Source organism: Rhizobacter sp. P5_C2, assembly GCF_054049715.1.
The window spans coordinates 1-20,596 of record NZ_JBFULV010000108.1; the positions used below are offsets into that span (position 1 = coordinate 1).

Annotated in this window: 20 protein-coding genes and 1 pseudogene; 13 read left to right on the forward strand and 8 right to left on the reverse strand. The window is 66.8% G+C overall.

The annotated features are described in order from the left end of the window. Positions 1-811 precede the first annotated feature (811 nt). Complete coding sequence (locus ACXJLU_RS27455; RefSeq protein WP_457336469.1) at positions 812-1,480, forward strand: SMI1/KNR4 family protein; 669 nt, start codon at positions 812-814, stop codon at positions 1,478-1,480. A 225-nt stretch (positions 1,481-1,705) separates the two neighbouring features. Here the strand turns inward: ACXJLU_RS27455 and ACXJLU_RS27460 are convergent, their stop codons facing one another. Together ACXJLU_RS27460 and ACXJLU_RS27465 are read right to left on the reverse strand one after the other, a co-directional pair. Continuing rightward, a complete protein-coding gene (locus ACXJLU_RS27460; protein WP_457336471.1) occupies positions 1,706-2,056 on the reverse strand; it encodes a hypothetical protein in 351 nt (116 codons plus the stop codon). 261 nt (positions 2,057-2,317) lie between these two features. Continuing rightward, entirely contained in the window at positions 2,318-2,683 is a 366-nt protein-coding gene (locus ACXJLU_RS27465) for a hypothetical protein (RefSeq protein ID WP_457336473.1), read from the reverse strand. A gap of 947 nt (positions 2,684-3,630) precedes the next feature. Here ACXJLU_RS27465 and ACXJLU_RS27470 point away from each other — a divergent pair. Further along, positions 3,631-4,878 (forward strand): MFS transporter, encoded by a 1,248-nt coding sequence (locus tag ACXJLU_RS27470; protein ID WP_457336475.1) that lies wholly within the window; start codon positions 3,631-3,633, stop codon positions 4,876-4,878. Position 4,879: 1 nt separating this feature from the next. On the opposite strand, the gene ACXJLU_RS27475 is transcribed toward ACXJLU_RS27470, so the two are convergent. Beyond that, on the reverse strand, positions 4,880-5,677 hold the full coding sequence (locus tag ACXJLU_RS27475; RefSeq protein ID WP_073468902.1) for an N-acyl homoserine lactonase family protein: 798 nt from the start codon (positions 5,675-5,677) through the stop codon (positions 4,880-4,882). Next, entirely contained in the window at positions 5,674-6,390 is a 717-nt protein-coding gene (locus ACXJLU_RS27480; RefSeq protein ID WP_457336477.1) for an L-2-amino-thiazoline-4-carboxylic acid hydrolase, read from the reverse strand. The genes ACXJLU_RS27475 and ACXJLU_RS27480 overlap by 4 nt, the downstream gene beginning before the upstream one ends. Positions 6,391-6,472: 82 nt before the next feature. On the opposite strand from ACXJLU_RS27480, the gene cysC reads away from it, so the two are divergent. Further along, positions 6,473-7,111, forward strand: a complete 639-nt coding sequence (gene cysC, locus ACXJLU_RS27485; protein WP_457336479.1) for an adenylyl-sulfate kinase — start codon at positions 6,473-6,475, stop codon at positions 7,109-7,111. A gap of 34 nt (positions 7,112-7,145) precedes the next feature. Next, positions 7,146-9,314 carry an ATP-binding protein gene (locus ACXJLU_RS27490; protein WP_457336481.1) on the forward strand — a complete coding sequence of 723 codons (2,169 nt, stop codon included), beginning with the start codon at positions 7,146-7,148 and terminating at the stop codon, positions 9,312-9,314. An 18-nt stretch (positions 9,315-9,332) separates the two neighbouring features. Here ACXJLU_RS27490 and ACXJLU_RS27495 read toward each other — a convergent pair whose 3' ends face one another. Beyond that, entirely contained in the window at positions 9,333-9,725 is a 393-nt protein-coding gene (locus ACXJLU_RS27495) for a hypothetical protein (RefSeq protein WP_457336483.1), read from the reverse strand. 241 nt (positions 9,726-9,966) lie between these two features. Here ACXJLU_RS27495 and phaR point away from each other — a divergent pair, with 241 nt between their 5' ends. The 4 genes from phaR to ACXJLU_RS27515 all read left to right on the forward strand — a co-directional run bounded on the left by phaR (position 9,967) and on the right by ACXJLU_RS27515 (position 13,628). Then, on the forward strand, positions 9,967-10,575 hold the full coding sequence (phaR, locus tag ACXJLU_RS27500; protein ID WP_083614757.1) for a polyhydroxyalkanoate synthesis repressor PhaR: 609 nt from the start codon (positions 9,967-9,969) through the stop codon (positions 10,573-10,575). A 7-nt stretch (positions 10,576-10,582) separates the two neighbouring features. Then, complete coding sequence (locus tag ACXJLU_RS27505; protein WP_457336485.1) at positions 10,583-10,978, forward strand: GFA family protein; 396 nt, start codon at positions 10,583-10,585, stop codon at positions 10,976-10,978. 69 nt (positions 10,979-11,047) lie between these two features. After that, positions 11,048-12,445, forward strand: a complete 1,398-nt coding sequence (gene rimO, locus ACXJLU_RS27510) for a 30S ribosomal protein S12 methylthiotransferase RimO (protein WP_457336487.1) — start codon at positions 11,048-11,050, stop codon at positions 12,443-12,445. A gap of 1 nt (position 12,446) precedes the next feature. Next, a complete protein-coding gene (locus ACXJLU_RS27515) occupies positions 12,447-13,628 on the forward strand; it encodes a PLP-dependent transferase (RefSeq protein ID WP_457336489.1) in 1,182 nt (393 codons plus the stop codon). 3 nt (positions 13,629-13,631) lie between these two features. Here the strand turns inward: ACXJLU_RS27515 and smpB are convergent, their stop codons facing one another. Next, positions 13,632-14,096: an SsrA-binding protein SmpB gene (smpB, locus tag ACXJLU_RS27520; protein WP_073468909.1), complete on the reverse strand. Its 465-nt coding sequence runs from the start codon at positions 14,094-14,096 to the stop codon at positions 13,632-13,634. 46 nt (positions 14,097-14,142) lie between these two features. On the opposite strand from smpB, the gene ACXJLU_RS27525 reads away from it, so the two are divergent. Together ACXJLU_RS27525 and ACXJLU_RS27530 are read left to right on the forward strand one after the other, a co-directional pair. Next, positions 14,143-14,607 (forward strand): type II toxin-antitoxin system RatA family toxin, encoded by a 465-nt coding sequence (locus tag ACXJLU_RS27525; RefSeq protein WP_457336491.1) that lies wholly within the window; start codon positions 14,143-14,145, stop codon positions 14,605-14,607. Further along, positions 14,594-14,899, forward strand: coding sequence for an RnfH family protein (locus tag ACXJLU_RS27530; RefSeq protein WP_457336493.1), 306 nt, complete (start codon positions 14,594-14,596; stop codon positions 14,897-14,899). Before ACXJLU_RS27525 ends, ACXJLU_RS27530 begins: the two co-directional genes overlap by 14 nt. A 13-nt stretch (positions 14,900-14,912) precedes the next feature. Here the strand turns inward: ACXJLU_RS27530 and ACXJLU_RS27535 are convergent, their stop codons facing one another. After that, positions 14,913-15,440, reverse strand: a complete 528-nt coding sequence (locus tag ACXJLU_RS27535) for a DUF4124 domain-containing protein (RefSeq protein WP_457336495.1) — start codon at positions 15,438-15,440, stop codon at positions 14,913-14,915. A gap of 209 nt (positions 15,441-15,649) precedes the next feature. On the opposite strand from ACXJLU_RS27535, the gene guaB reads away from it, so the two are divergent. Genes guaB through guaA form a run of 3 tightly spaced genes read left to right on the forward strand, consistent with a single transcriptional unit; the run spans position 15,650 to position 20,029 of the window. Next, on the forward strand, positions 15,650-17,119 hold the full coding sequence (gene guaB, locus ACXJLU_RS27540; protein ID WP_073468913.1) for an IMP dehydrogenase: 1,470 nt from the start codon (positions 15,650-15,652) through the stop codon (positions 17,117-17,119). A 26-nt stretch (positions 17,120-17,145) separates the two neighbouring features. Then, positions 17,146-18,423 carry an MFS transporter gene (locus tag ACXJLU_RS27545; protein WP_235002700.1) on the forward strand — a complete coding sequence of 426 codons (1,278 nt, stop codon included), beginning with the start codon at positions 17,146-17,148 and terminating at the stop codon, positions 18,421-18,423. Positions 18,424-18,445: 22 nt separating this feature from the next. Next, entirely contained in the window at positions 18,446-20,029 is a 1,584-nt protein-coding gene (gene guaA / locus ACXJLU_RS27550; protein WP_457336497.1) for a glutamine-hydrolyzing GMP synthase, read from the forward strand. Positions 20,030-20,356: 327 nt separating this feature from the next. On the opposite strand, the pseudogene ACXJLU_RS27555 reads toward guaA, so the two are convergent. Further along, positions 20,357-20,596 (reverse strand): annotated as a pseudogene (locus ACXJLU_RS27555) (IS701 family transposase); the annotation flags it as partial.

Here is a 20,596-nt window from a genome sequence, read left to right on the forward strand (position 1 = left end):
GGTATCGACGGTTGGCTGACCTCGTTCGATGTAGGTAGCAATGGGGGCACGGTATCGGGCGCACTAAGCCTGAACCCCTTTTGCTGGCAAGCGGCAATGCATTGATGCAATCGCTGCGTGTCTTCAGGCGAAAGTTTTCCCCGATGGACCGCACAACCGGCTACTTGCTTCGTTTCGTCTTTGACGAGCAAATAGCTGTTCCATTCGCCGCAGCCTCCGACCGCATTCACTGCGAACATGAGCACTGCAGCCCGCGCGAACCGTGACATTCTTTTGGGAACATGCTGTGTGTTCAACTGAGACTCCCACGAGGCACAACGTTTTTTTTGGATTGACCGGACTGCGCCGGTGAGGTGCTTGACCCGAGCGCTTCAGCATGCCCATAGAGGCGACTCTTCTGAGCTTCCGAAACGAGGACCTGATTCACAAAGCTCCCGCTTGAATGGTTTCGCCGCAAGCATCCTGCCCGAAAGCCGTCAGTCACGACCGGCTGGTCATGGCCGAAGCCAGACGCTGCGATCGAGCCATTCTCCTACGGAAGTTTGTCCGTCGACTTGGCCGCTGCGAACAGCTCTCTGCCGGTGCGGTATCGATGCCAAACGATGCAGACAGCGAAGACGATGCCAGCGATCTCAGACAATACGTGAACGAACGTGCGCTCAGTGTCGATCCACAGTAGCCATCCAGAGAGGAGAGCTAGCAAAGGGCCGAGCACGTAGGCTGGCAACCTCTCCCAGGGCAAGAGAGCAAGACCCATGGATCACTCCTGACGCAATATCGACTGAAGATTACCCGAAAGCAGTCCCTCGCCATGGACCGCTCCTGGCCGGTTGTCGTCAGTCGACAGGTGTTCCTGGTCATCCGCTGGCAAGCGTCTGCGGAAGACATTTCGACCACGTTTCGAGCCCTGCTACGTCCCGGCAGAGTTGCCGAGAAGGGCACAATCAGACCTATGTTGCGCCCCTTTGCCGACTTGGACCTGAGCTGCTTCTGGGAGTCCTCCGACTACGCTGCGCGCGAGTATGTGGACGTGCCATGCACACTGGAGGCAGTCGAGGCGGTAGAGGCTGAGCTACGGTACAAGCTGCCCGCAGCTTACGTTGCTCTCGCCGCGCTCCAAAACGGCGGCGTGCCGAGAAGGACGGTTCACCGAACTGCCTCTCGAACCTCATGGGCAGCGGACCATGTCGCCATCACTGGCATCTTCTCCATCGGGAACGACAAGCCGTACTCGCTCTGCGGGGAACTCGGAAGTCGCTTCCACATTGAGGAGTGGGGCTACCCCGAGATCGGCGTCTACTTTGCGGACTGCCCTTCGGCCGGGCACGACATGCTCTGCCTAGACTATCGCGCCTGCGGTCCGCAAGGTGAGCCGGCAGTGGTGCACGTAGACCAAGAACTCGACTACGCCATTACTCTTGTCGCGCCGGACTTTGAATCCTTCATCCGCGGCTTGGAGGGCAGTGGCGCGTTTGATTGAGGTACTCAGCGGAGCGCCTTACGAGCTGACTTCCCACCCGAAAGCAGCCATTGACGAAGGACTTCTGCTGGCCGGCTGAGGACGTTCGGGCTTAGCTGCTGGTGGCCTCGAAACGACCCGTTGCGGGAATTCGCGATGCCAGATCGCCCTTATCAAAGCTGTCACTCAGCGCTCGACGTGACAGGTGGCGCGCGTGGTCCTGCAAAGCATCCCTTCGCTGCGGCTTCAAACGACAGCCCCTCTACCCTGGATCAAGGTGCCTACCACCTTGGCTGTGCCCCAGGTGATGACCGCACCAAGAATTCCAAGGCTGAAGATGATGGTGAGATTCAGCGCCAGATGGTTCCAAGGACCCGGTGATACGGTGAAGCTGGAAAGGATCACTGAACATGCAAACGCGACCAGTTGCGAAGGCACGAAAATGAGGGCAGCTGCAGCCCATACAGAAATCCTTTGATTGCGGGAAAGGCCGTTCAGTCTGGACGTACGCAGAAGCCTGCGAATGGACACGACAGCCCACACTACCGCAGCAAATGAACCGATGGCAATCGCAGTGAAGACGTTCAGTTCTGGCATATGCAAGATGCAGGCGGTCTAACAATGTTGGATGGAGGCTTGGGCCACAAGGCGTCAAGCGAGCTACCTCGAAGCAGTCTTTCGCGACCGCTGCAAGTGGCCGAATGTTGCCGGTCGGCTGCCCTGCCTGATCGCCTGTCGGCGACCCGTTGCGGACCTTCGCGTCGTTGATCTCGAACCAGGAGGCTGTCGTTCGACGTTTGACTGAGAGGCGTCTTACAGCTGGCGAAGTCAGCTGCAAGACGTCCTTTTCATGGAGGGTCAGGCCTCACGCGCAGAACACGACGCGTTGCTGGCAGTCGCATGGCTTTGGCATTCTTCGCTCTTGGATGTTGCCTGTTCCAGGAGCGAGAGAAACCTGTTGAAGCTTTCCTCGCTCTGGCCGTATCGCTCAAGTATTGCCGTTGCCCAACCTTGTACGCAGCTCCACTTGGTGCGAGTGAACAGGAAATCATTGAACGCGCGGTTGAACCAGTCGAAATCGCCGAGTACACCCGCAGCTGCTAGACCGGCATCGAAGCCATAAAGCTGCGTTTCGAGCGAGCGAAGATCGAAGTCTCGGATGTACATACCCGGCTTCAACGTGACTGCCTTGATGTGAGCCAATGTGAGCGGATGCGGCTTCATCTGCGGGGCCCAATGTTTGACGTGAGAGGCGCTTGGAGGCCGCAGGCCGGAAAGCGTCCTCTCGAAACTTCCGTGGTGCAGACGGCGACATCGCATCCATCGACCCGGCTTGCCCGAAAGCAGTCTACCGCGGTCATCTGCAAGTGGCCGGCAGTTCGCGTCCAACAGGTGCGCCGTTCACCGGTTCAGTCGCTCGCAAGCGGAGTCAGGCTTCATGCCAGAGGACGCCTCTCAACCTCTCTCTTGCCGGGTCGTGCCGGCGATGGCAATCCCACTGCCGCGCCGCGGCAGAAGTTGATTTCCTCGGCACCCAGAGGCGGTCTTCGGAGAGTGGGCCGTGCACTCGGCGGTAATACTCGATTGCTTCGAGACGCTTCCTGCGAATCCGCGCACGAATCGGACCTCGGGATCGAATTTCCCAGTCGACGAGGCCGGCCATAAGCAAACGAAGCTCGGCCTTGCTCAGCATAGGCCAGCTCGCTCGACGGCGCATGAGTGGGTTGCGAACTTGAACGCTCGCGGTTTTCAGCAGCCGCATCTGGTCTGCAAGTTGGTCATGTTCGCGCAGACTACCCCAAAGGCGCCGCTCGCGACCGTCCGCTGCTGGCCGACATCAGTCGAGTTCGATTCCCAAACCGCACTCGCCGTGAGCAGAGGCTGAGGCTGTCAAGGGCCGCATGAACAAGCGGTATCCTCAGCCCCTTTACTCCAAAGGATCGAGATGGCACTGTCAAAGAAGAAGCGCGTCGGCAAGAGAACCATTTCTGCCAAGCAAGTCAGGAAGACGGCCAGCGGCCGGAAGCGCCGCAAGGCCGATGGCACCCAGCCCCCGAAGGCGGTGACCCCGGCTTCGACGCCTGCGGCGTCCTGACCACTCGGGCCAGCAGATCGCGCCAAGCCGCTTCGGCTTGGTCGATCGCGCGCGGCTCAAGTGAGACACCCCCCGAATGCTTCTCGACATCGGCCCGCTGCGCCGCAATGCCGCCTTCCGTCGTCTGTTCGCCAGCCAATTCATCTCCGGGCTGGGCACCATGGTCAGCTATGTGGCCGTGCCCTGGCAGCTCTACCAGCTGACGCATTCCAACGCGCAGGTGGGCCTGTTGGGCCTCGTGCAGTTGGTGCCGGTCGTCGCCTGCGGGCTGCTCGGCGGCGCGCTGGCCGACCGCGTGGACCGCAAGCGCCTGCTGATCGCATCGGAAGCCCTGATGGCGCTGTGCCTGGCGGGCCTGCTGGCCAACGCGCTGACAGCGGCGCCCAGCGTGCTGGCGATCTACGCGCTGGTGGCCGTGCTGCAGGGCGCCAGCGGCTTCCATCGCCCGGCGCTCGAGGCGTTGACGCAAAAGCTCGCGCGGCCCGAAGAGTTCGCCGCCGTCGCAGCGCTGTCTTCCGTGCGTGGAACCGTCGGCATGGTGGCCGGGCCGGCGCTGGCCGGCTTGCTGCTGGCGCGCTGGGGTGTGGTGGGCGCCTATCTGTTCGACTTCTGCACCTTTCTCGCGGCGCTGTTCTTCATCTCTCGCATCCCGCAAGCGGCCATCGGCACGGTGGACGCTCCGAGCGAACGTCCCCATCTTCTCAGCGACTTGGGCGAAGGCCTGCGCTACGCGTGGGCGCGGCCCGAGCTGATGGGGACCTACATCGTCGACATCGTCGCGATGGCCTTCGCCTTCCCGGTGGCGCTCTTCCCGGCCATGGCGGCCGCCGACGGGCGCACCGAAGCCATCGGCTGGCTGCTGTCGGCGATGTCGATCGGCGCGCTGGCCATCGGCCTCTTCAGCGGCTGGACCGGCAGGGTCGTGCGCCATGGCCGTGCGGTGGTCATCGCGGCCGCCGTGTGGGCGCTCGGCATCGTGGCACTGGGCTTCGCGCCCAGCCTGGCGCTGGGTCTGCTTTGCCTGGCGGTGGCCGGCGCGGCCGACATGGTCAGCGGCGTGTTCCGCGGCACGATCTGGAACCAGACCATTCCCAACACGCTGCGCGGGCGCCTGGCCGGCATCGAGATGATCAGCTACCTGACCGGCCCGCTCATCGGCAACACGCGGGCCGGATTCATGGCCGACGCCTGGGGTGTCTCGGCCGCCGTCTGGATCGGCGGCGCGATCTGCTTCGCAGGCGTCATCGCGACGGGATTCGCCCTGCCGCGCTTCTGGGCCTACCGCAGCGCACCGGTGCACGCTGCGGGCGTGGTGGCGGCTTAGCCTACTTCGCCGAAGCCGGGAAGGCCGGCAGCTTGCCGATGTCGCGCGGGTCGTGCTGGATGATGACCGTCGCCTTCAGGTTCTTCGCGATCTGCTTGACGCGCTGGATCGACGCGAGGGTCTGCGCGCGGTCGTAGTTGAAGCCCGGCACGCCGTCGTGCTCGTAGTTCTCGTGGAAATGCACGGCATCGCCGCTCAGGATCACCGGCCCCATCTCCTTCAGGCGCACCAGCAGGATGCTGTGCCCCGGCGTGTGGCCCGGCGCGCGCAGCATCATCACGGTGCCGTCGTCGAACACGTCCTTGTCCACGCTCAGCGGCTCGACCTTGCGCTTCTCGGCGATCCACTCGGCGAAGCCCTTCACGTTCGCACTGCCCATCGGCGGCGTGGCATTGATGCCGTCCCAATCGCCCTTGCCGATCAGCAGCGTCGCATTCTTCAGCGGCGCCAGCTGCCCGGTGTGGTCGGCGTGGTAATGGCTGATGCCGACGTACTTCACGTCTTCGGGGTTGACGTTGATCTGCTTCAGCAGATCGGCCAGCGGCTTGTTGGTCGCGCTGGGGACGGATCCCGGCAGGTAGCCCGTGTCCCAGACCATCACGTCCGAGCCGTGGCGGATGACGTAGCAGCTGAAGGTGAAGGGCTTCGTCGTCTCGCTGTAGGCGAAGGTGTCGCTGAAGCGCCTCGGGTCGTTGGTGCCGGTGCCGCAATCGAGGCGCGTCAGCGTGACCTCCTGGGCTGCCGCCGAAAGGGAAAGAAGCGCGCCGATGCCGAGCGCCAACCAGAAGCGGTGTTTCATTTTTTCTCCTTGTTCATGTCAGAGGGATCAAAGGGGAGTGACGAGAATCGAAAATTGCAGTGGCTCGCACCGCCGGCCAGGGTTTGCGTGCGTTCCAGGCGAATGCCTCGCGCGGCATAGGCGACGAAATCGAGCCCGCAGATGTTCGGCAGGATGTCCTTGTCGCCATGCTGGCCCGCGAATTTGCAGAAGCCGCAAGCGGTGTAGTCGATGCCGAATTCAAAGCTGTCGCCCGGGCCCGGCTCGACGAAGTCGTAGACGAAATCGTCCGGAAACTCGCTCCGATGGCTTGCCGTCGTGCTGGTGGCAGCCTGCGCGCGCAGCAAGGCCTGATTCTCCGGCGACATGAATTGCTGCCCCGAGGCCAGGCGTTCGGCTTCGGGCACGGTGAGCAATTGCGCCTTGAAGGTTTCTCGCTCGATGTCGCCGATCACCGGCAGCGGCACACCGTGTCGCCGCAGCACCCGGCTGATGGCCATGAAGCCCATCAGTCGCATGAAGAAATCGCTCATGCGGCTTGCCGCGCCGCCGACATAGGGCATCTGCGTGAGCACGGTCTCGAATTCGTCCATCACCTGTTGCCTGACTTCATCCATGTCGGTCAGATGCCCGCGCTCGCGCAGCATCGCTTCGGCCAGGTCGAGCCGGTGGCGCATGGCCGCCTCCATGGCACCGCGGTGCGACTTGTAGAAGGGGTGGATGATCTCGGCCATGGCGAACCCTTTGTCGTGCGTGGACCAGGCGCGTCTTATACAACGGGTTCCCATCCACACCCTCGTCCTGGAAGGAACAGCGATGCCGTCGACTTTCACCGAAGCTTCGTCGCCCGATCTCTCGCCTCCTGATCTCTCGCCGCCTGATCCATCATCGCTCGCGCTGCTGCGCGAGCGCGTGTTCGGCCGCCACCCCGCCACGGTGTGGATGACCGGCCTCAGCGGGGCAGGCAAGTCGACGCTCGCCGCGCTGCTCGAACGCACGCTGCTGCAACGCGGGCGGCCCGTGCTGGTGCTTGACGGCGATGTCGTGCGCGAAGGCCTGAACCGGGGCCTCGGCTTCTCCGATGCCGACCGCGACGAGAACATCCGCCGCATCGCCGAGGTCGCGCGCCTGGCCAACGACGCCGGCCTGCAGGTGCTCGCCGCGGTGATCTCGCCGCGCGCCGCGCACCGCGCCGCGGCACGCGAGCGCATTGGCAGCGCCCGCTTCGTCGAGGTTCACCTGAGCACCTCGCTCGCGACCTGCGCGGCGCGCGACCCGAAGGGCCTGTACGCCCGAGCGAAGGCCGGCGGGCTGGCCGACTTCACCGGCATCGGCTCGGCCTACGAGGTGCCCGCGCAGCCCGAACTGCGGCTGGACACCGGCGAGCTGACGCCGGCCGACGCCGCGGCCCGGGTGGTGGCGCTGCTGCAGGCGCGCGGGCATCTTCCGGCCTAGCTGCTGCGGCCTTGCCCGGTAACATCCCCGCCGCATGGAAGTACCCCGCGACATGGCCGATCCCGGCGACGCCCACCCCACGACGCTGCAGGAAACGCCGCTGACGCGCTTCCTGCGCGCGGTGATGTGGGGCGCGGCGATCGTGCCGCTGGCCGGCTTCATCGCGGTGAGCTGGTGGGCCTGGCGCGTGGCCGCCGACGACGGCCGCAATACGCTGGTGCGCACCAGCGACGTGGCGGCGCGGCATGCGCAGCGCGTCTTCGAATCGTCGCGCGAGATCGCCGAGAAGTCGCTGCGCTTCATCGGCGTATCCGACGACGAGGTGCGGGCCAACGAGGCAGCGCTGCGCACGCGGCTGATGGACACGAGCACCGGCATCCCGGGCGTGCGCTCGATCTCGGTGTGGGATGCGCAGGGGCATCACCTGGTGGGCACCGGGTTTCCGGTCGGCTCCAGCAGCGTCTCAATCGCCGACCGCAACTACTTCCAGCAGATGAAGGCCACGCAGGACCGGCTGGTCATCGGCGACATCGTGCTCGGCCGCGCCTCCGGCATGCCGGCGCTCAGCATCGCGGTGCGCCGCCCGAGCGCCGACGGCGGCTTCGGCGGCATGGTCGTGATCGCGCTGCAGCCGGCGGTGTTCGAGGAGTTCTACCGCTCGATCGCGCTGGAAGAAGCCGGCGTCAGCACCTTCACGCTGTTCAAGGCCGACGGCACGCTGCTGACGCGTTGGCCGGCGCTGCCGACCCCGATGGCACGCCTGCCGGAGGCCAGCCCGGTGATCGCCGCGGTGCGGCGGGGCGAGCACGCGGGCGTGCTGAGCTTCCGCTCCAGCTTCGACGGCGCATCGCGCACCGTGAGCTACCAGCAGGTGCGCGACCTGCCGGTGTACGTCAGCAGCTCGCTGCGCGACGATGCGATCCTTGCCGACTGGAAGCGCCTCGTCGCGCTGCTCGCGGCCATCACGCTGCCGGTGACGATCGGCCTCGTGTCCGTGGCCTGGCTCGCGCTGCGCAAGACGCAGCTGGAGCAGCGCATGGCGGTCGAGATCCATGCCGAGACGCGCAAGCGCGCGCAGGCCGAGAAGGCGGCGCTGCAGTCGCAGAAGCTGGAGGCGCTGGCGCAGCTGACCGGCGGCGTGGCGCACGACTTCAACAACCTGCTGGCGATCGTCAACAGCAACCTGCACGTCGTGAAGAAGCTGCGGCCCGACGTGGCCGAGATGAAGCAGATCGGCGCGATCTCGCGCGCAGTCGGCTCGGGCGCGCGGCTGACGCGGCAGCTGCTGTCGTTCTCGCGGCGCCAGGCGCTGAAGCCCGAGCGGGTCGAGCTGGCGACGTGGCTGCCGGCGGTGAGCGAGCTGCTGAAGGCGACGCTCGGCAGCAGTGTCGCGCTGTCGCTCGAGGTGGCACCGGACGTTTCCCCGATCCGCGTCGATGTCGGCGAGCTGGAACTCGCATTGATCAACCTGGCCTCGAACGCACGGGACGCGATGCCGGGCGGCGGCCGCCTGACGATCGAAGCGAGCCAGGAGCCGGCGGGTGAGAGAGACGGCGGGGGCGCGCCGGAGCGCGTGCTGATCCGTGCCACCGACACCGGCACCGGCATCGAGCCGGCGCTGCTCGCCAAGGTGTTCGAGCCGTTCTTCACGACCAAGCCGGCCAGCAAGGGCAGCGGGCTCGGCCTGAGCCAGGTGCAGGGCTTCTGCGTGCAGGCGGGCGGCAGTGCCGAGGTGCGCTCAGAGCCGGGGCAGGGAACCTCGATCCTGATGTGGCTGCCTGCCCGTCCGGGTGCGGTCTTCGACGCGGTGCCGGCGTCGCTGGCCGAACCGGCGGCCGTCACCGGAAACGTGCTGCTGGTCGACGACAACGACGAGGTCGTCGATGCCACCGCCGAGATGCTGCAGGCCTGCGGGCTGCAGGTGCACAGCGTGCGCTCGGCCGATGCAGCGCTCGACGCGCTCGCCCAGTCGGCCGAAGCGCCCGACCTGGTGTTCTCGGATGTCTCGATGCCGGGCGAGATGGACGGCATCCAGCTCGCCCACGAGATCCGCCGGCGCTGGCCGGCACTGCCGGTCGTGCTGCTGACCGGCTATGCGACGCGCGTGCACGACGCGACGGCGGCCGGCTTTCGGGTGCTCAGCAAGCCGGTCGGCGCGCAGGCCCTGCTCGACGAGTTCGTGCGCGCGACGCGAGGGGGCTGAGCACCCCTCCAGGCGTCGTCAATGGCGTCTGACGTCTTCTTCGTCTTCCGATTCTTCGTCCGCGTCGTCGGCGATCGCTTCGACGTCGTCGGATGCGAACGGCCGGCCCGCCGCGTTGGTGTCCCACACCGGATCGCTGAGCAGCTGGTCGGGCAGGATGTCGGCCGCATCGCCGCGGCCGTCGCCGGTGGCCGAGCCGCGCTCGCCGGTGCCGCCGGCATCGCTGTCGCTGTCGCGGTTCACCGGCAGGGCGCCGAGTTCGCCCGGGTTGTCGGCATCGGTGGGCATCGCGCGTTCGCCTTGCACGTCGCTGCCGCTGTCCGAACTGTCGCTCGGGCCGAGCGCGTCGACGTCGCGGCCGATCGCACGGGGGGCGGCGCGTTCGCCGCCGAGGATGCTGCTGTTCGACATCGAATAGTCCTTTCGAAGCGGTGGGTGGATGCGGCCGCGCGGTGCGCGCAACCCATGCGTCCAGACTAGGCGGCGCATCGCGTGCCGTCTGTAGGGCAGGGCGTGGCGAGCCGTAGGACAGGGTCGTGCCTTCGAGCGGGAAAACCCTTCGCGGGCCCTGGCAGCACGCTCCTAGAATCGTTGTGCACCCGCACAATGACCCATCACGCGACCCCACCGGGTCCCGCAAGGAGTTTTCCGAATGGCCCCGACTCGCCGCCCTTCCGCCAAGACGGAAGGCGCCACCCCCGACGCTGCCAGAGAGTCTGCCAAGGAGTCCGCCAAGGGAGGCGCGAAAGAAGCCGGCGGCACCACACGCGTGCTGAAGAAGTACCCGAACCGCCGCCTCTACGACACGCAGAACAGCACCTACATCACGCTGGCCGACGTGAAGGCGATGGTGCTGGCCGCCCAGGATTTCGTCGTGCGCGACGCCAAGACCTCCGAAGACCTGACGCGCAGCATCCTGCTGCAGATCATCCTCGAGGAAGAAACCGGCGGCGTGCCGATGTTCTCGTCGCAGATGCTGGCCCAGATCATCCGGTTCTACGGCCACTCGATGCAGGGAATGATGGGCAGCTACCTCGAGAAGAACCTGCAGGCCTTCACCGACATGCAGGCCCGCGTGGCCGAGCAGTCGAAGGGCCTGAACCCCGAGCTGTGGACGCAGTTCCTGAACGGGCAGGCGCCCGGCGTGCAGGGGGTGATGGGCAACTACCTCGAGCAGTCGCGCCACATGTTCGAACAGATGGCGAAGCAGGCGGAAGCCCTCTTCCCGGGCATGCCGGGGTTCGTTCCGCCCAAGCGCTGAGTGCGGCATGGACGACCGGTTCACCGGCGGTTGCCTCTGCGGCCAGGTTCGATTCGTGGCAACCGGGCGGCCCTGGCGGGTCGGCTTGTGCCACTGCCTCGATTGCCGCAAGCACCACGGGGCGCTGTTCTACGCCGCCGCGATGTTCCCCGAGCAGGCGGTGGCGGTCGAAGGCGAAACCCACGAGTACGCCGGGCGCTGCTTCTGCCCCCGCTGTGGCTCGTCGGTCTTCTCGCGCAGCGGCGGCGAGATCGAGGTGAACCTCGGATCCCTCGATGCGCCGGACCAGCTGACCCCCACCTACGAGTGTTGGACGGTCCGCCGCGAGGCCTGGTTGCCGCCGTTTCCGCTCGCGAGGCACTACGAGCACGACCGTGACGCCACGGGGCGGTTCGAGCAGTAGTTGCACCCCGGAAGCCGGCCGCTGACCCGTCCGGACGCGCGGGACCCGCCAATCGGCGAAAATCCGCGGATGACACAAGACACCCTGGCGCCAGCCACCCCTTCGGCCGCTGCGTCCCCCAAGATCGGCTTCGTCTCCCTCGGCTGCCCGAAAGCGCTGACCGATTCCGAGCTGATCCTCACGCAACTGCGTGCCGAGGGCTACGACACCTCCAAGACCTTCGCCGGCGCCGACCTGGTGATCGTCAACACCTGCGGCTTCATCGATGACGCCGTCAAGGAAAGCCTGGACACCATCGGCGAGGCGCTGGCCGAGAACGGCAAGGTCATCGTGACCGGCTGCCTGGGCGCCAAGGCCGGCGACGGCGGCGGCAACCTGGTGCGCCAGATGCACCCGAGCGTGCTGGCCGTGACCGGCCCGCATGCCACGCACGAGGTGATGGACGCGGTGCACCTGCACGTGCCCAAGCCCCACGACCCGTTCATCGACCTGGTGCCGGCGCAGGGCATCAAGCTGACGCCGCGCCATTACGCCTACCTGAAGATCAGCGAAGGCTGCAACCACCGCTGCAGCTTCTGCATCATCCCCAGCATGCGCGGCGACCTGGTCTCGCGCCCGGTCGGCGACGTGCTCGGCGAGGCGCAGCGGCTGTTCGAAGCCGGCGTCAAGGAGCTGCTGGTGATCAGCCAGGACACCAGTGCCTATGGCGTCGACGTGAAGTACCGCACCGGCTTCTGGGACGGCAAGCCGGTGCGCACCCGCATGCTCGACCTGTGCGAGAAGCTCGGCGAGCTGGCCGAGCGCCATGGCGCCTGGGTTCGGCTGCATTACGTGTACCCGTATCCGCATGTCGACGAGGTGCTGCCGCTGATGGCCCAGGGCCGCGTGCTGCCCTACCTCGACGTGCCGTTCCAGCATTCGCACCCCGACGTGCTGAAGCGCATGAAGCGCCCGGCCAACGGCGAGAAGAACCTCGACCGCCTGCAGCGCTGGCGCGAGATCTGCCCCGAGCTGGTGGTGCGCAGCACCTTCATCGCGGGCTTCCCCGGCGAGACCGAGGCCGAGTTCGAGCACCTGCTCGATTTCATGCGCGAGGCGCGCATCGACCGCGCCGGCTGCTTCGCCTATTCGCCGGTGGCGGGCGCGACGGCCAATGCGCTGCCCGATGCGGTGCCGGCCGAGCTGCGGGAGGAGCGTCGCGCGCGCTTCATGGCGGTGGCCGAAGAGGTGTCGGCCGCCAAGCTGCGCGAGCGTGTCGGCGCGACGATGCAGGTGCTGGTCGATTCGGCCCCGGCGCTCGGCCGCAAGGGGGGAGTCGGCCGCAGCTATGCCGATGCGCCCGAGATCGACGGCGTGGTGAAGCTGCTGCCGCCGGAGAAGGCCTCGAAGACGCTGAAGGTCGGCGAGTTCACGAAGGCGCGCATCGTCGGCACGCAAGGCCACGACCTTGTGGCGCAACCGATCTGAGATGGCGGCCGACGACAAGCCCGATCAACGCACTGCGCTGATCCACCACCCCTACGTGCCGCCGGGCGGGTTCGGCGCCGTGGCACCGGGCGTCTACAAGGCGTCGACGGTGATCTTCCCGAGCACCGCCGCGCTGCGTGCGCGCACCTGGCGCGAGAAGACCGGCTACACCTACGGCCTGCACGGCACGCCGACCAGCTTCACGCTGGAAGAGCGCATCGCGACGCTCGAGGGCGGCTTGCACACGCTGCTGGTGCCGAGCGGGCTGTCGGCGATCACGCTGGTCGACATGGCCTTGCTGAAGACCGGCGACGAGCTGCTGATCCCCGACAACGCCTATGGCCCCAACAAGGAGCTGGCGCGCAACGAGCTGGCGCGCTGGGGCATCGCGCACCGCTTCTACGATGCGATGGACCCGGCCTCGCTGCAGGCCGCGATCGGCCCGGCGACGAAGCTGGTCTGGCTGGAGGCGGCCGGCTCGGTGACGATGGAGTTCCCCGACCTGCCGGCGCTGATCAGGATCGCCCGCGATGCCGGCCTGACCTGTGCGCTCGACAACACCTGGGGCGCGGGCTTGGCCTTCGATCCGTTCGCGATCGGCGTCGACATCTCGATCCAGGCGCTGACCAAATACCCGTCCGGCGGCGCCGACGTGCTGATGGGGTCGGTGACCACGCGCGACGAGCCGCTGCACCTGAAGCTGAAGTTCGCGCACATGCGCATGGGCTGGGGCGTCGGCGCGAACGATGTCGAGTTCGTGCTGCGCTCGCTGCCGTCGCTCGCGCTGCGCTATGACGCGCAGGACCGCGCCGGCCGCACGCTCGCGCACTGGTGGGCGGCGCGGCCCGAGGTGGCGCAGGTGCTGCACCCGGCGCTGCCGTCATCGCCGGGCCATGCGGCCTGGCAGGCGCTGTGCACGCGGGCGGCGGGGCTGTTCTCGGTGGTGTTCGACGAGCGGTATTCGACCGCGCAGGTCGATGCCGTCGTCGATGCGCTGCGGCTGCACAAGATCGGCTACTCGTGGGCCGGACCGGTCAGCCTGGTGGTGCCGTACGAGCTGTCGGTGATCCGCACCCGGCCGGCCTGGAAGGGCGCGCTGCTGCGCTTCTCGGTGGGGCTGGAGGCGGTGGACGACCTGATCGCCGACTGCGAGCAGGCGCTCGGGGCGCTGAAGCCGGGCTGAATCTCAGTCCTTCGTGGGCGCCGACACCTTGTGCCGCATCAGGCGGCCCTTCTCGCGCTCCCAGTCCTTTTCCTTCTCGGCATGGCGCTTGTCGTGCTCGGCCTTGCCCTTGGCCAGCGCGATCTCGGCCTTCACGAGGCCGCCCTTGTAGTGCAGGTTCAGCGGCACCAGCGTGAAGCCGCGCTGCTCGACCTTGCCGACCAGGCGCTTGATCTCTTCCTTGCGCATCAGCAGCTTCTTCGTGCGGTCGGCCTCGGGGCTGACATGGGTCGACGCGCTGCGCAGCGCGTTGATMCGGCAGCCGATCAGGTAGAGCTCGCCGTCGCGGATCAGCACGTAGCCGTCGGTCAGCTGCACCTGGCCGGCGCGGATCGCCTTGATCTCCCAGCCGTGCAGCACCATGCCGGCCTCGTAGCGTTCCTCGAGGTGATAGTCGTGATGGGCTCGGCGGTTTTCGGCAATCGACATGGCGTCCAGATGAGGCGCGTGGCGCTCAATACAATCCGGCGATTGTATGAAGCATGTCAAGAAGTCCGTCCTCCTTTGGTATTCGCCGCACGAGATGTACTCGCTCGTGACCGATATCCCGAGCTATCCGCAGTTCCTGCCGTGGTGCGAACGCGCCGAGGTGCTGAGCGAGGACGCCGGCGGCGTGACCGCCCGGCTCCAGCTGTCGTTCGCCGGTGTCGGCCAGGCTTTCACCACCCGTAACGCCCACGTGCCCGACGAGAGCGTCCACATGACGCTGGTCGACGGCCCGTTCTCGACGCTCGACGGCACCTGGCGCTTCCTGCCGCTGGCGGCGCCGGGTTCGCCGGGCCAGGGCGGCCAGGCGGCCTGCAAGATCGAGTTCGAGCTGCGCTATGAATTCGCCAACGGCGCGCTCGAGATGGTGATCAGCCCGGTGTTCGACCGCATCGCCAACACGTTGGTCGATTCCTTCGTCAAGCGGGCGGAGCAGGTGCATGGCGCCCGCTGAGCCCGGCGGACCCGTAGCGCTGCTCGCCATCGAAGTGGCCTGGAGCCCGCGGGCGGGCGAGGTGAGGGTGGTGCCGCTGCAGCTGCCGGCCGACAGCACCGTGCACGATGCGCTGCGGCAGGCGGGGGTGCTGGAGGCCAGCTCGGGCCTGGACCTGACGCACTGCCGGATCGGCGTGTGGGGCCACCTGCGCGAGCTGTCCGACGCATTGCGGGATCGCGACCGGGTGGAGGTCTACCGCGCGCTGCGCGTCGATCCCAAGGAGGCGAGGCGCCAGCGTTCGAAGCGCTAGTCCTGGCCGCTGTTCACTTGCAGTCCGACGCGACGATGTCGCGCGTGCGCTTGGTCTCGTCGGCGCGGGCCTTGTCGTCGAGGATCTCGCGTTCGCCGTTGGCATTGGTGCGCGCCATGCGCATGCCGTCTTCCAATGCCCTCAACTGGCCCTTGGCACGGGTGCAGTTCTCGGCGCGTGCGGCGGCGAGCTTGTCTTCCTCGGCCTTGCGCTTGGCCGCTTCGTCTTGCTCGGCCTTGCGGCGCTTGGCCTCGAGTTCCGAGTCGACCAGCTTCGGGCCGCTGGCTGCAGCGGATGCCGGCGCCGCTTCGGCTGCCGGTGTGCCCTGCATCGGCGCGCGGCGGGCGCTGCCGGCCGGGCGCTGCAGGATGTCCTGTTCGGCGACGCTACCCGGAGGCGGGATGTCGCTGTACTGCACATGACCCTTGCCGTCACGCCACTTCCATTGGGCGAATGCGGCGTTGTGCAGGCCGATCGACAACAGGGCGAGGAGAGCACAGGCACCCAGCCTGGCGGACGTGCGGGAAGGAAGAAATTGCATGGCCGAAAGTGTAGTCGCCGTGACATGTGTGCAGGCGCGATGCTCTGTCACCTTTTGTATGGCGACGCCCGGTTGGCCGAGGAAGGCCGTGAACTATTACCGCTTTGGCTTGGCACGCATCGGCCCCGCGCTCTCGCGCGTCAGAACCGCTGCCGTGAAGGGTCCGTCTGACATCCGTATAATTCGCTTTTGCGTCAGGAGTCTTTCTCATGCGCCTTCTTGGCAAAGCGCTCACCTTCGACGATGTGTTGTTGGTGCCGGCCTTCTCCCAGGTTCTTCCCCGCGACACCTCGCTCGCGACCCAGCTCTCCCGCAACATCCGCCTGAACCTTCCGCTCGTGTCCGCCGCGATGGACACCGTGACGGAAGCACGCCTCGCGATCGCGATCGCGCAGGAAGGCGGCATCGGGATCGTCCACAAGAACCTCTCGCCGAAGCAGCAGGCTGCCGAGGTGGCGCGCGTCAAGCGCTATGAATCGGGCGTGCTGCGCGACCCGATCACCATCTCGCCCGGCGTGCCGGTGCGCGACGTGATCAACCTGTCGCGCCAGCACGGCATCTCGGGCTTCCCTGTGCTCGAAGACGGCAAGGTGGTCGGCATCGTGACCGGCCGCGACCTGCGCTTCGAGACCCGCATGGACATCCCGGTGCGCGAGATCATGACCCCGCGCGAGCGGCTGATCACAGTGCGCGACGGCGCCTCGCTCGCCGACGCCAAGGCGCTGATGCACAAGCACAAGCTCGAGCGCGTGGTCGTCGTCAACGACGCCTTCGAGCTGCGCGGCCTGTTCACCGTCAAGGACATCACCAAGCAGACCAACTTCCCGAACGCCGCGCGCGATTCGCACGGCAAGCTGCGCGTCGGCGCGGCGGTGGGCGTCGGCGAAGACACCGAAGAGCGCCTCGAACTGCTGGTGCGGGCCGGCGTCGACGCGGTCGTCGTCGACACCGCGCACGGCCACAGCGCCGGCGTGATCGACCGGGTGCGCTGGGTCAAGAAGCACTACCCGCAGATCGACGTGATCGGCGGCAACATCGCCACCGGCGCGGCGGCGCTGGCGCTGGTCGAGGCCGGCGCTGACGGCGTCAAGGTCGGCATCGGCCCCGGCTCGATCTGCACCACGCGCATCGTCGCCGGTGTCGGCGTGCCGCAGATCACCGCGATCGACAACGTGGCCACAGCGCTGAAAGGCACCGGCGTTCCGCTGATCGCCGACGGCGGCGTGCGCTACTCGGGCGACATCGCCAAGGCGATCGCCGCCGGCGCCTGCACCGTGATGATGGGCGGCATGTTCGCCGGCACCGAAGAGGCGCCGGGCGAGATCGTGCTGTTCCAGGGCCGCAGCTACAAGAGCTACCGCGGCATGGGCTCGATCGGTGCCATGCAGCAGGGCTCGGCCGACCGCTACTTCCAGGACAACACCGGCGCCAACCCGAACGCCGACAAGCTGGTCCCGGAAGGCATCGAAGGCCGCGTGCCGTACAAGGGCTCGATGGTCAGCATCGTGTTCCAGATGGCCGGCGGCCTGCGCGCCTCGATGGGCTACTGCGGCTGCCCGACGATCGACGACATGCGCGACCGCGCCGAGTTCGTCGAGATCACGTCGGCCGGCATCCGCGAGAGCCACGTGCACGACGTGCAGATCACGAAGGAAGCCCCCAACTACCGCATGGAGTGACGCCCGCACGCCGGGCGTCAGCGACCTTGACGACGAGTCCCACGACCCCGCCTGCGCAGCCGCCCACCGGCCGCCCGGCGGCGATGCGCTTCATCCTGCTGACGGTGCTGATCGACATGATGGCGATCGGCCTGATCGTGCCGGTGCTTCCGGTGCTGGTCGGGGGCTTCACCGCCAACCCGGCCGAGCAGGCGTTCTGGTACGGGGCAGTCGCGTTCACCTTCGGCTTTGCGAACTTCTTCAGCTCGCCGGTGCTCGGGGCGCTGTCCGACCGCTACGGCCGCCGGCCGGTGCTGCTGCTCGGCTTCTGCGGCTTCGCCTTCAGCTTCTTCGCGACCGCGCTCGCGACGCAGCTGTGGGTGCTGGTCGCGGTGCGGCTGGTCAGCGGTGCGCTGCAGGCGAACGCGGCGGTGGCCAACGCCTACGTTGCCGACATCACGCCGCCTGAAGATCGTGCCAAGCGCTTCGGCCAGCTGGGCGCGATGTTCGGCATCGGCTTCATCCTCGGGCCGGTGATGGGCGGGCTGCTCGGCGCCATCGACATCCACTATCCGTTCTTCGCGGCCGGCACGCTGGCGCTGGTGAACCTGGTCTACGGCTGGTTCGTGCTGCCCGAATCGCTGCCGCCCGAGCGCCGCAACAAGGCGTCGATGCGCTCGCTGAACCCGGTGGCCGCGCTGATGCACCTGGGCAGCCTGAAGGGCGTGGGCGGCCTGATCGCGGTGTCGGGCCTGTGCACGCTGGCGCAGTTCGTGTTGCACACCTCGTGGGTGCTGTACACCGGGCTGCGCTTCGAATGGGGCCCGCGCGAGAACGGCTGGTCGCTGTTCACCGTGGGCGTGGCCTCGGCCATCGTGCAGGGCATGCTGCTGCAGCGGCTGCTGAAGCGCTTCGGCGCGACGCGGCTGGCCACCATCGGCCTGGTGTCGAGCACGCTGGCCAACCTGGGCTGGGCGCTCGCGACCGAGGGCTGGATGATGTACGCGGTGATCGGCTTCAACCTGTTCGGTTTCACGGTGGCCGCAGCCATCCAGAGCATCGTCTCGAACGCCGCCGACCCACGCACGCAAGGCCAGACCATGGGCGCGATGGCCGCGCTGACCAGCCTCACGGCGGTGATCGCGCCGGTGATCGGTGCGCCGCTGCTGGGCATCGTCTCGCACCTGCCGCACAACGACTGGCGTGTCGGCGCACCGTTCTTCTTCTGCAGCGCGTTGCTGGCGGTGGCCACCGTCGTCGCGATCCGCCATTTTTCCCGCCAGACCCTGTTGACCACGCCGGCTGCTTCCACCAGCGCCGGCTGATGACACCTGACACCTGCCCACCATGCACGACAAGATCCTCATCCTCGATTTCGGCTCCCAGGTCACGCAGCTGATTGCGCGCCGCGTGCGCGAGGCTCACGTGTACTGCGAGATCCACCCCAACGACGTCAGCGACGCGTTCATCCGCGAGTTCGCACCCAAGGGCATCATCCTGTCGGGCAGCCACGCGAGCACCTATGAAGAGCACGAGCTGCGCGCGCCGCAGGCCGTGTGGGACCTGGGCGTGCCGGTGCTGGGCATCTGCTACGGCATGTTCACGATGGCGGTGCAGCAGGGCGGCCAGGTCGAGGCCAGCACGCACCGCGAGTTCGGCTATGCCGAGGTGAGGGCGCACGGCCACACCGCGCTGCTGAAGGACATCGAAGACTTCAGCACGCCCGAAGGCCACGGCATGCTGAAGGTGTGGATGAGCCACGGCGACAAGATCACCGCGCTGCCGCCCGGCTTCAAGCTGATGGCGTCGACGCCGAGCTGCCCGATCGCCGGCATGGCCGATGAATCGCGCGGCTACTACGGCGTGCAGTTCCACCCCGAGGTCACGCACACCGTGAAGGGCCGCGAGTTGCTGAACCGCTTCGTGCTTGACATCGCGAAGGCCAGGCCCGACTGGGTGATGGGCGACTACATCACCGAAGCGGTGGCGCGCATCCGCGAGCAGGTGGGCAGCGAAGAGGTGATCCTGGGGCTGTCGGGTGGTGTCGATTCGAGCGTGGCCGCGGCACTGATCCACCGTGCGATCGGCGACCAGCTGACCTGCGTGTTCGTCGACCACGGCCTGTTGCGGCTCGACGAAGGCCGCATGGTGATGGAGATGTTTGCCGGCCGGCTGCATGCCAAGGTGATCCATGTCGATGCGAGCGACCAGTTCCTCGGCCACCTGAAGGGCGTGACCGATCCCGAGGCCAAGCGCAAGGTCATCGGCCGCGAGTTCGTCGAGGTGTTCCAGGCCGAGGCGAAGAAGCTGAAGAGCGCCAAGTGGCTGGCGCAAGGCACCATCTACCCGGACGTGATCGAGAGCGGCGGGGCCAAGACCAAGAAGGCGGTGACGATCAAGAGCCACCACAACGTCGGCGGGCTGCCCGAGACGCTGGGGCTGAAATTGCTGGAGCCGCTGCGCGAGCTGTTCAAGGACGAGGTGCGCGAGCTGGGCGTGGCGCTGGGCCTGCCGCCCGAGATGGTGTACCGCCACCCGTTCCCGGGCCCGGGCCTGGGCGTGCGCATCCTCGGCGAGGTGAAGAAGGAGTTTGCCGACCTGCTGCGCCGCGCCGATGCGATCTTCATCGAAGAGCTGCGCAACACGCGCGATGCCGAGACCGGCAAGAGCTGGTATGAGCTGACGAGCCAGGCCTTCACGGTGTTCCTGCCGGTGAAGAGCGTGGGCGTGATGGGCGATGGCCGCACGTATGACTACGTGGTGGCGCTGCGCGCGGTGCAGACCAGCGACTTCATGACCGCCGACTGGGCCGAGCTGCCGTACAGCCTGCTGAAGAAGGTGTCGGGGCGGATCATCAACGAGGTGCGCGGGATCAACCGCGTGACCTACGACGTGTCGAGCAAGCCGCCGGCGACGATCGAGTGGGAGTGATTCGGGGCGGATTGCTGCGGTCTTGAACTGTTCGCGATCCGTTGGATTTCCTGAGCAATATCAAGGGCTTATGTGCGTTGATCGTTCATCGAAGGCCGGCTTGAGCGGTGCCTTGAAGTCGGTATTGGCGACGGTCTGAAAGTTGGTACTCTGCGCCGCTTGAGAATGTACCGTCAGAGTGTTGATTGCCACTGACGGCCTCGCTGGAGGCCTCAAACGCCCCTCGGCGCGGCTGCCAATGCGCGGCTGCGCATCGTGTCTGCAGTTCTGGTCCTCGCTACTCGCTGGCGCTCGCCAGAACGGTCATTGATCAGCGCATCCCTAGTCTTACTGTGTCACAAGAGTAGTTTTTCTCGTGCCCTTCCGCAGCAGGGGCACTGCCCGAGGCGGGCGATCAGCATGTAGCTGAGTTGATGGCGCAGCGTCGTGATGGAGTTGCTCACGTGACGCTGCGCGCGCAGGACTGCCTCGGGGGATGTAATCCTCGGGAAGGGCAGGCACTTTGCGTTCGATGAAGTTTTTTTTGCCGCCGACGGGCTTGTCGGCGATGAGTCGTTCGGTCATCAG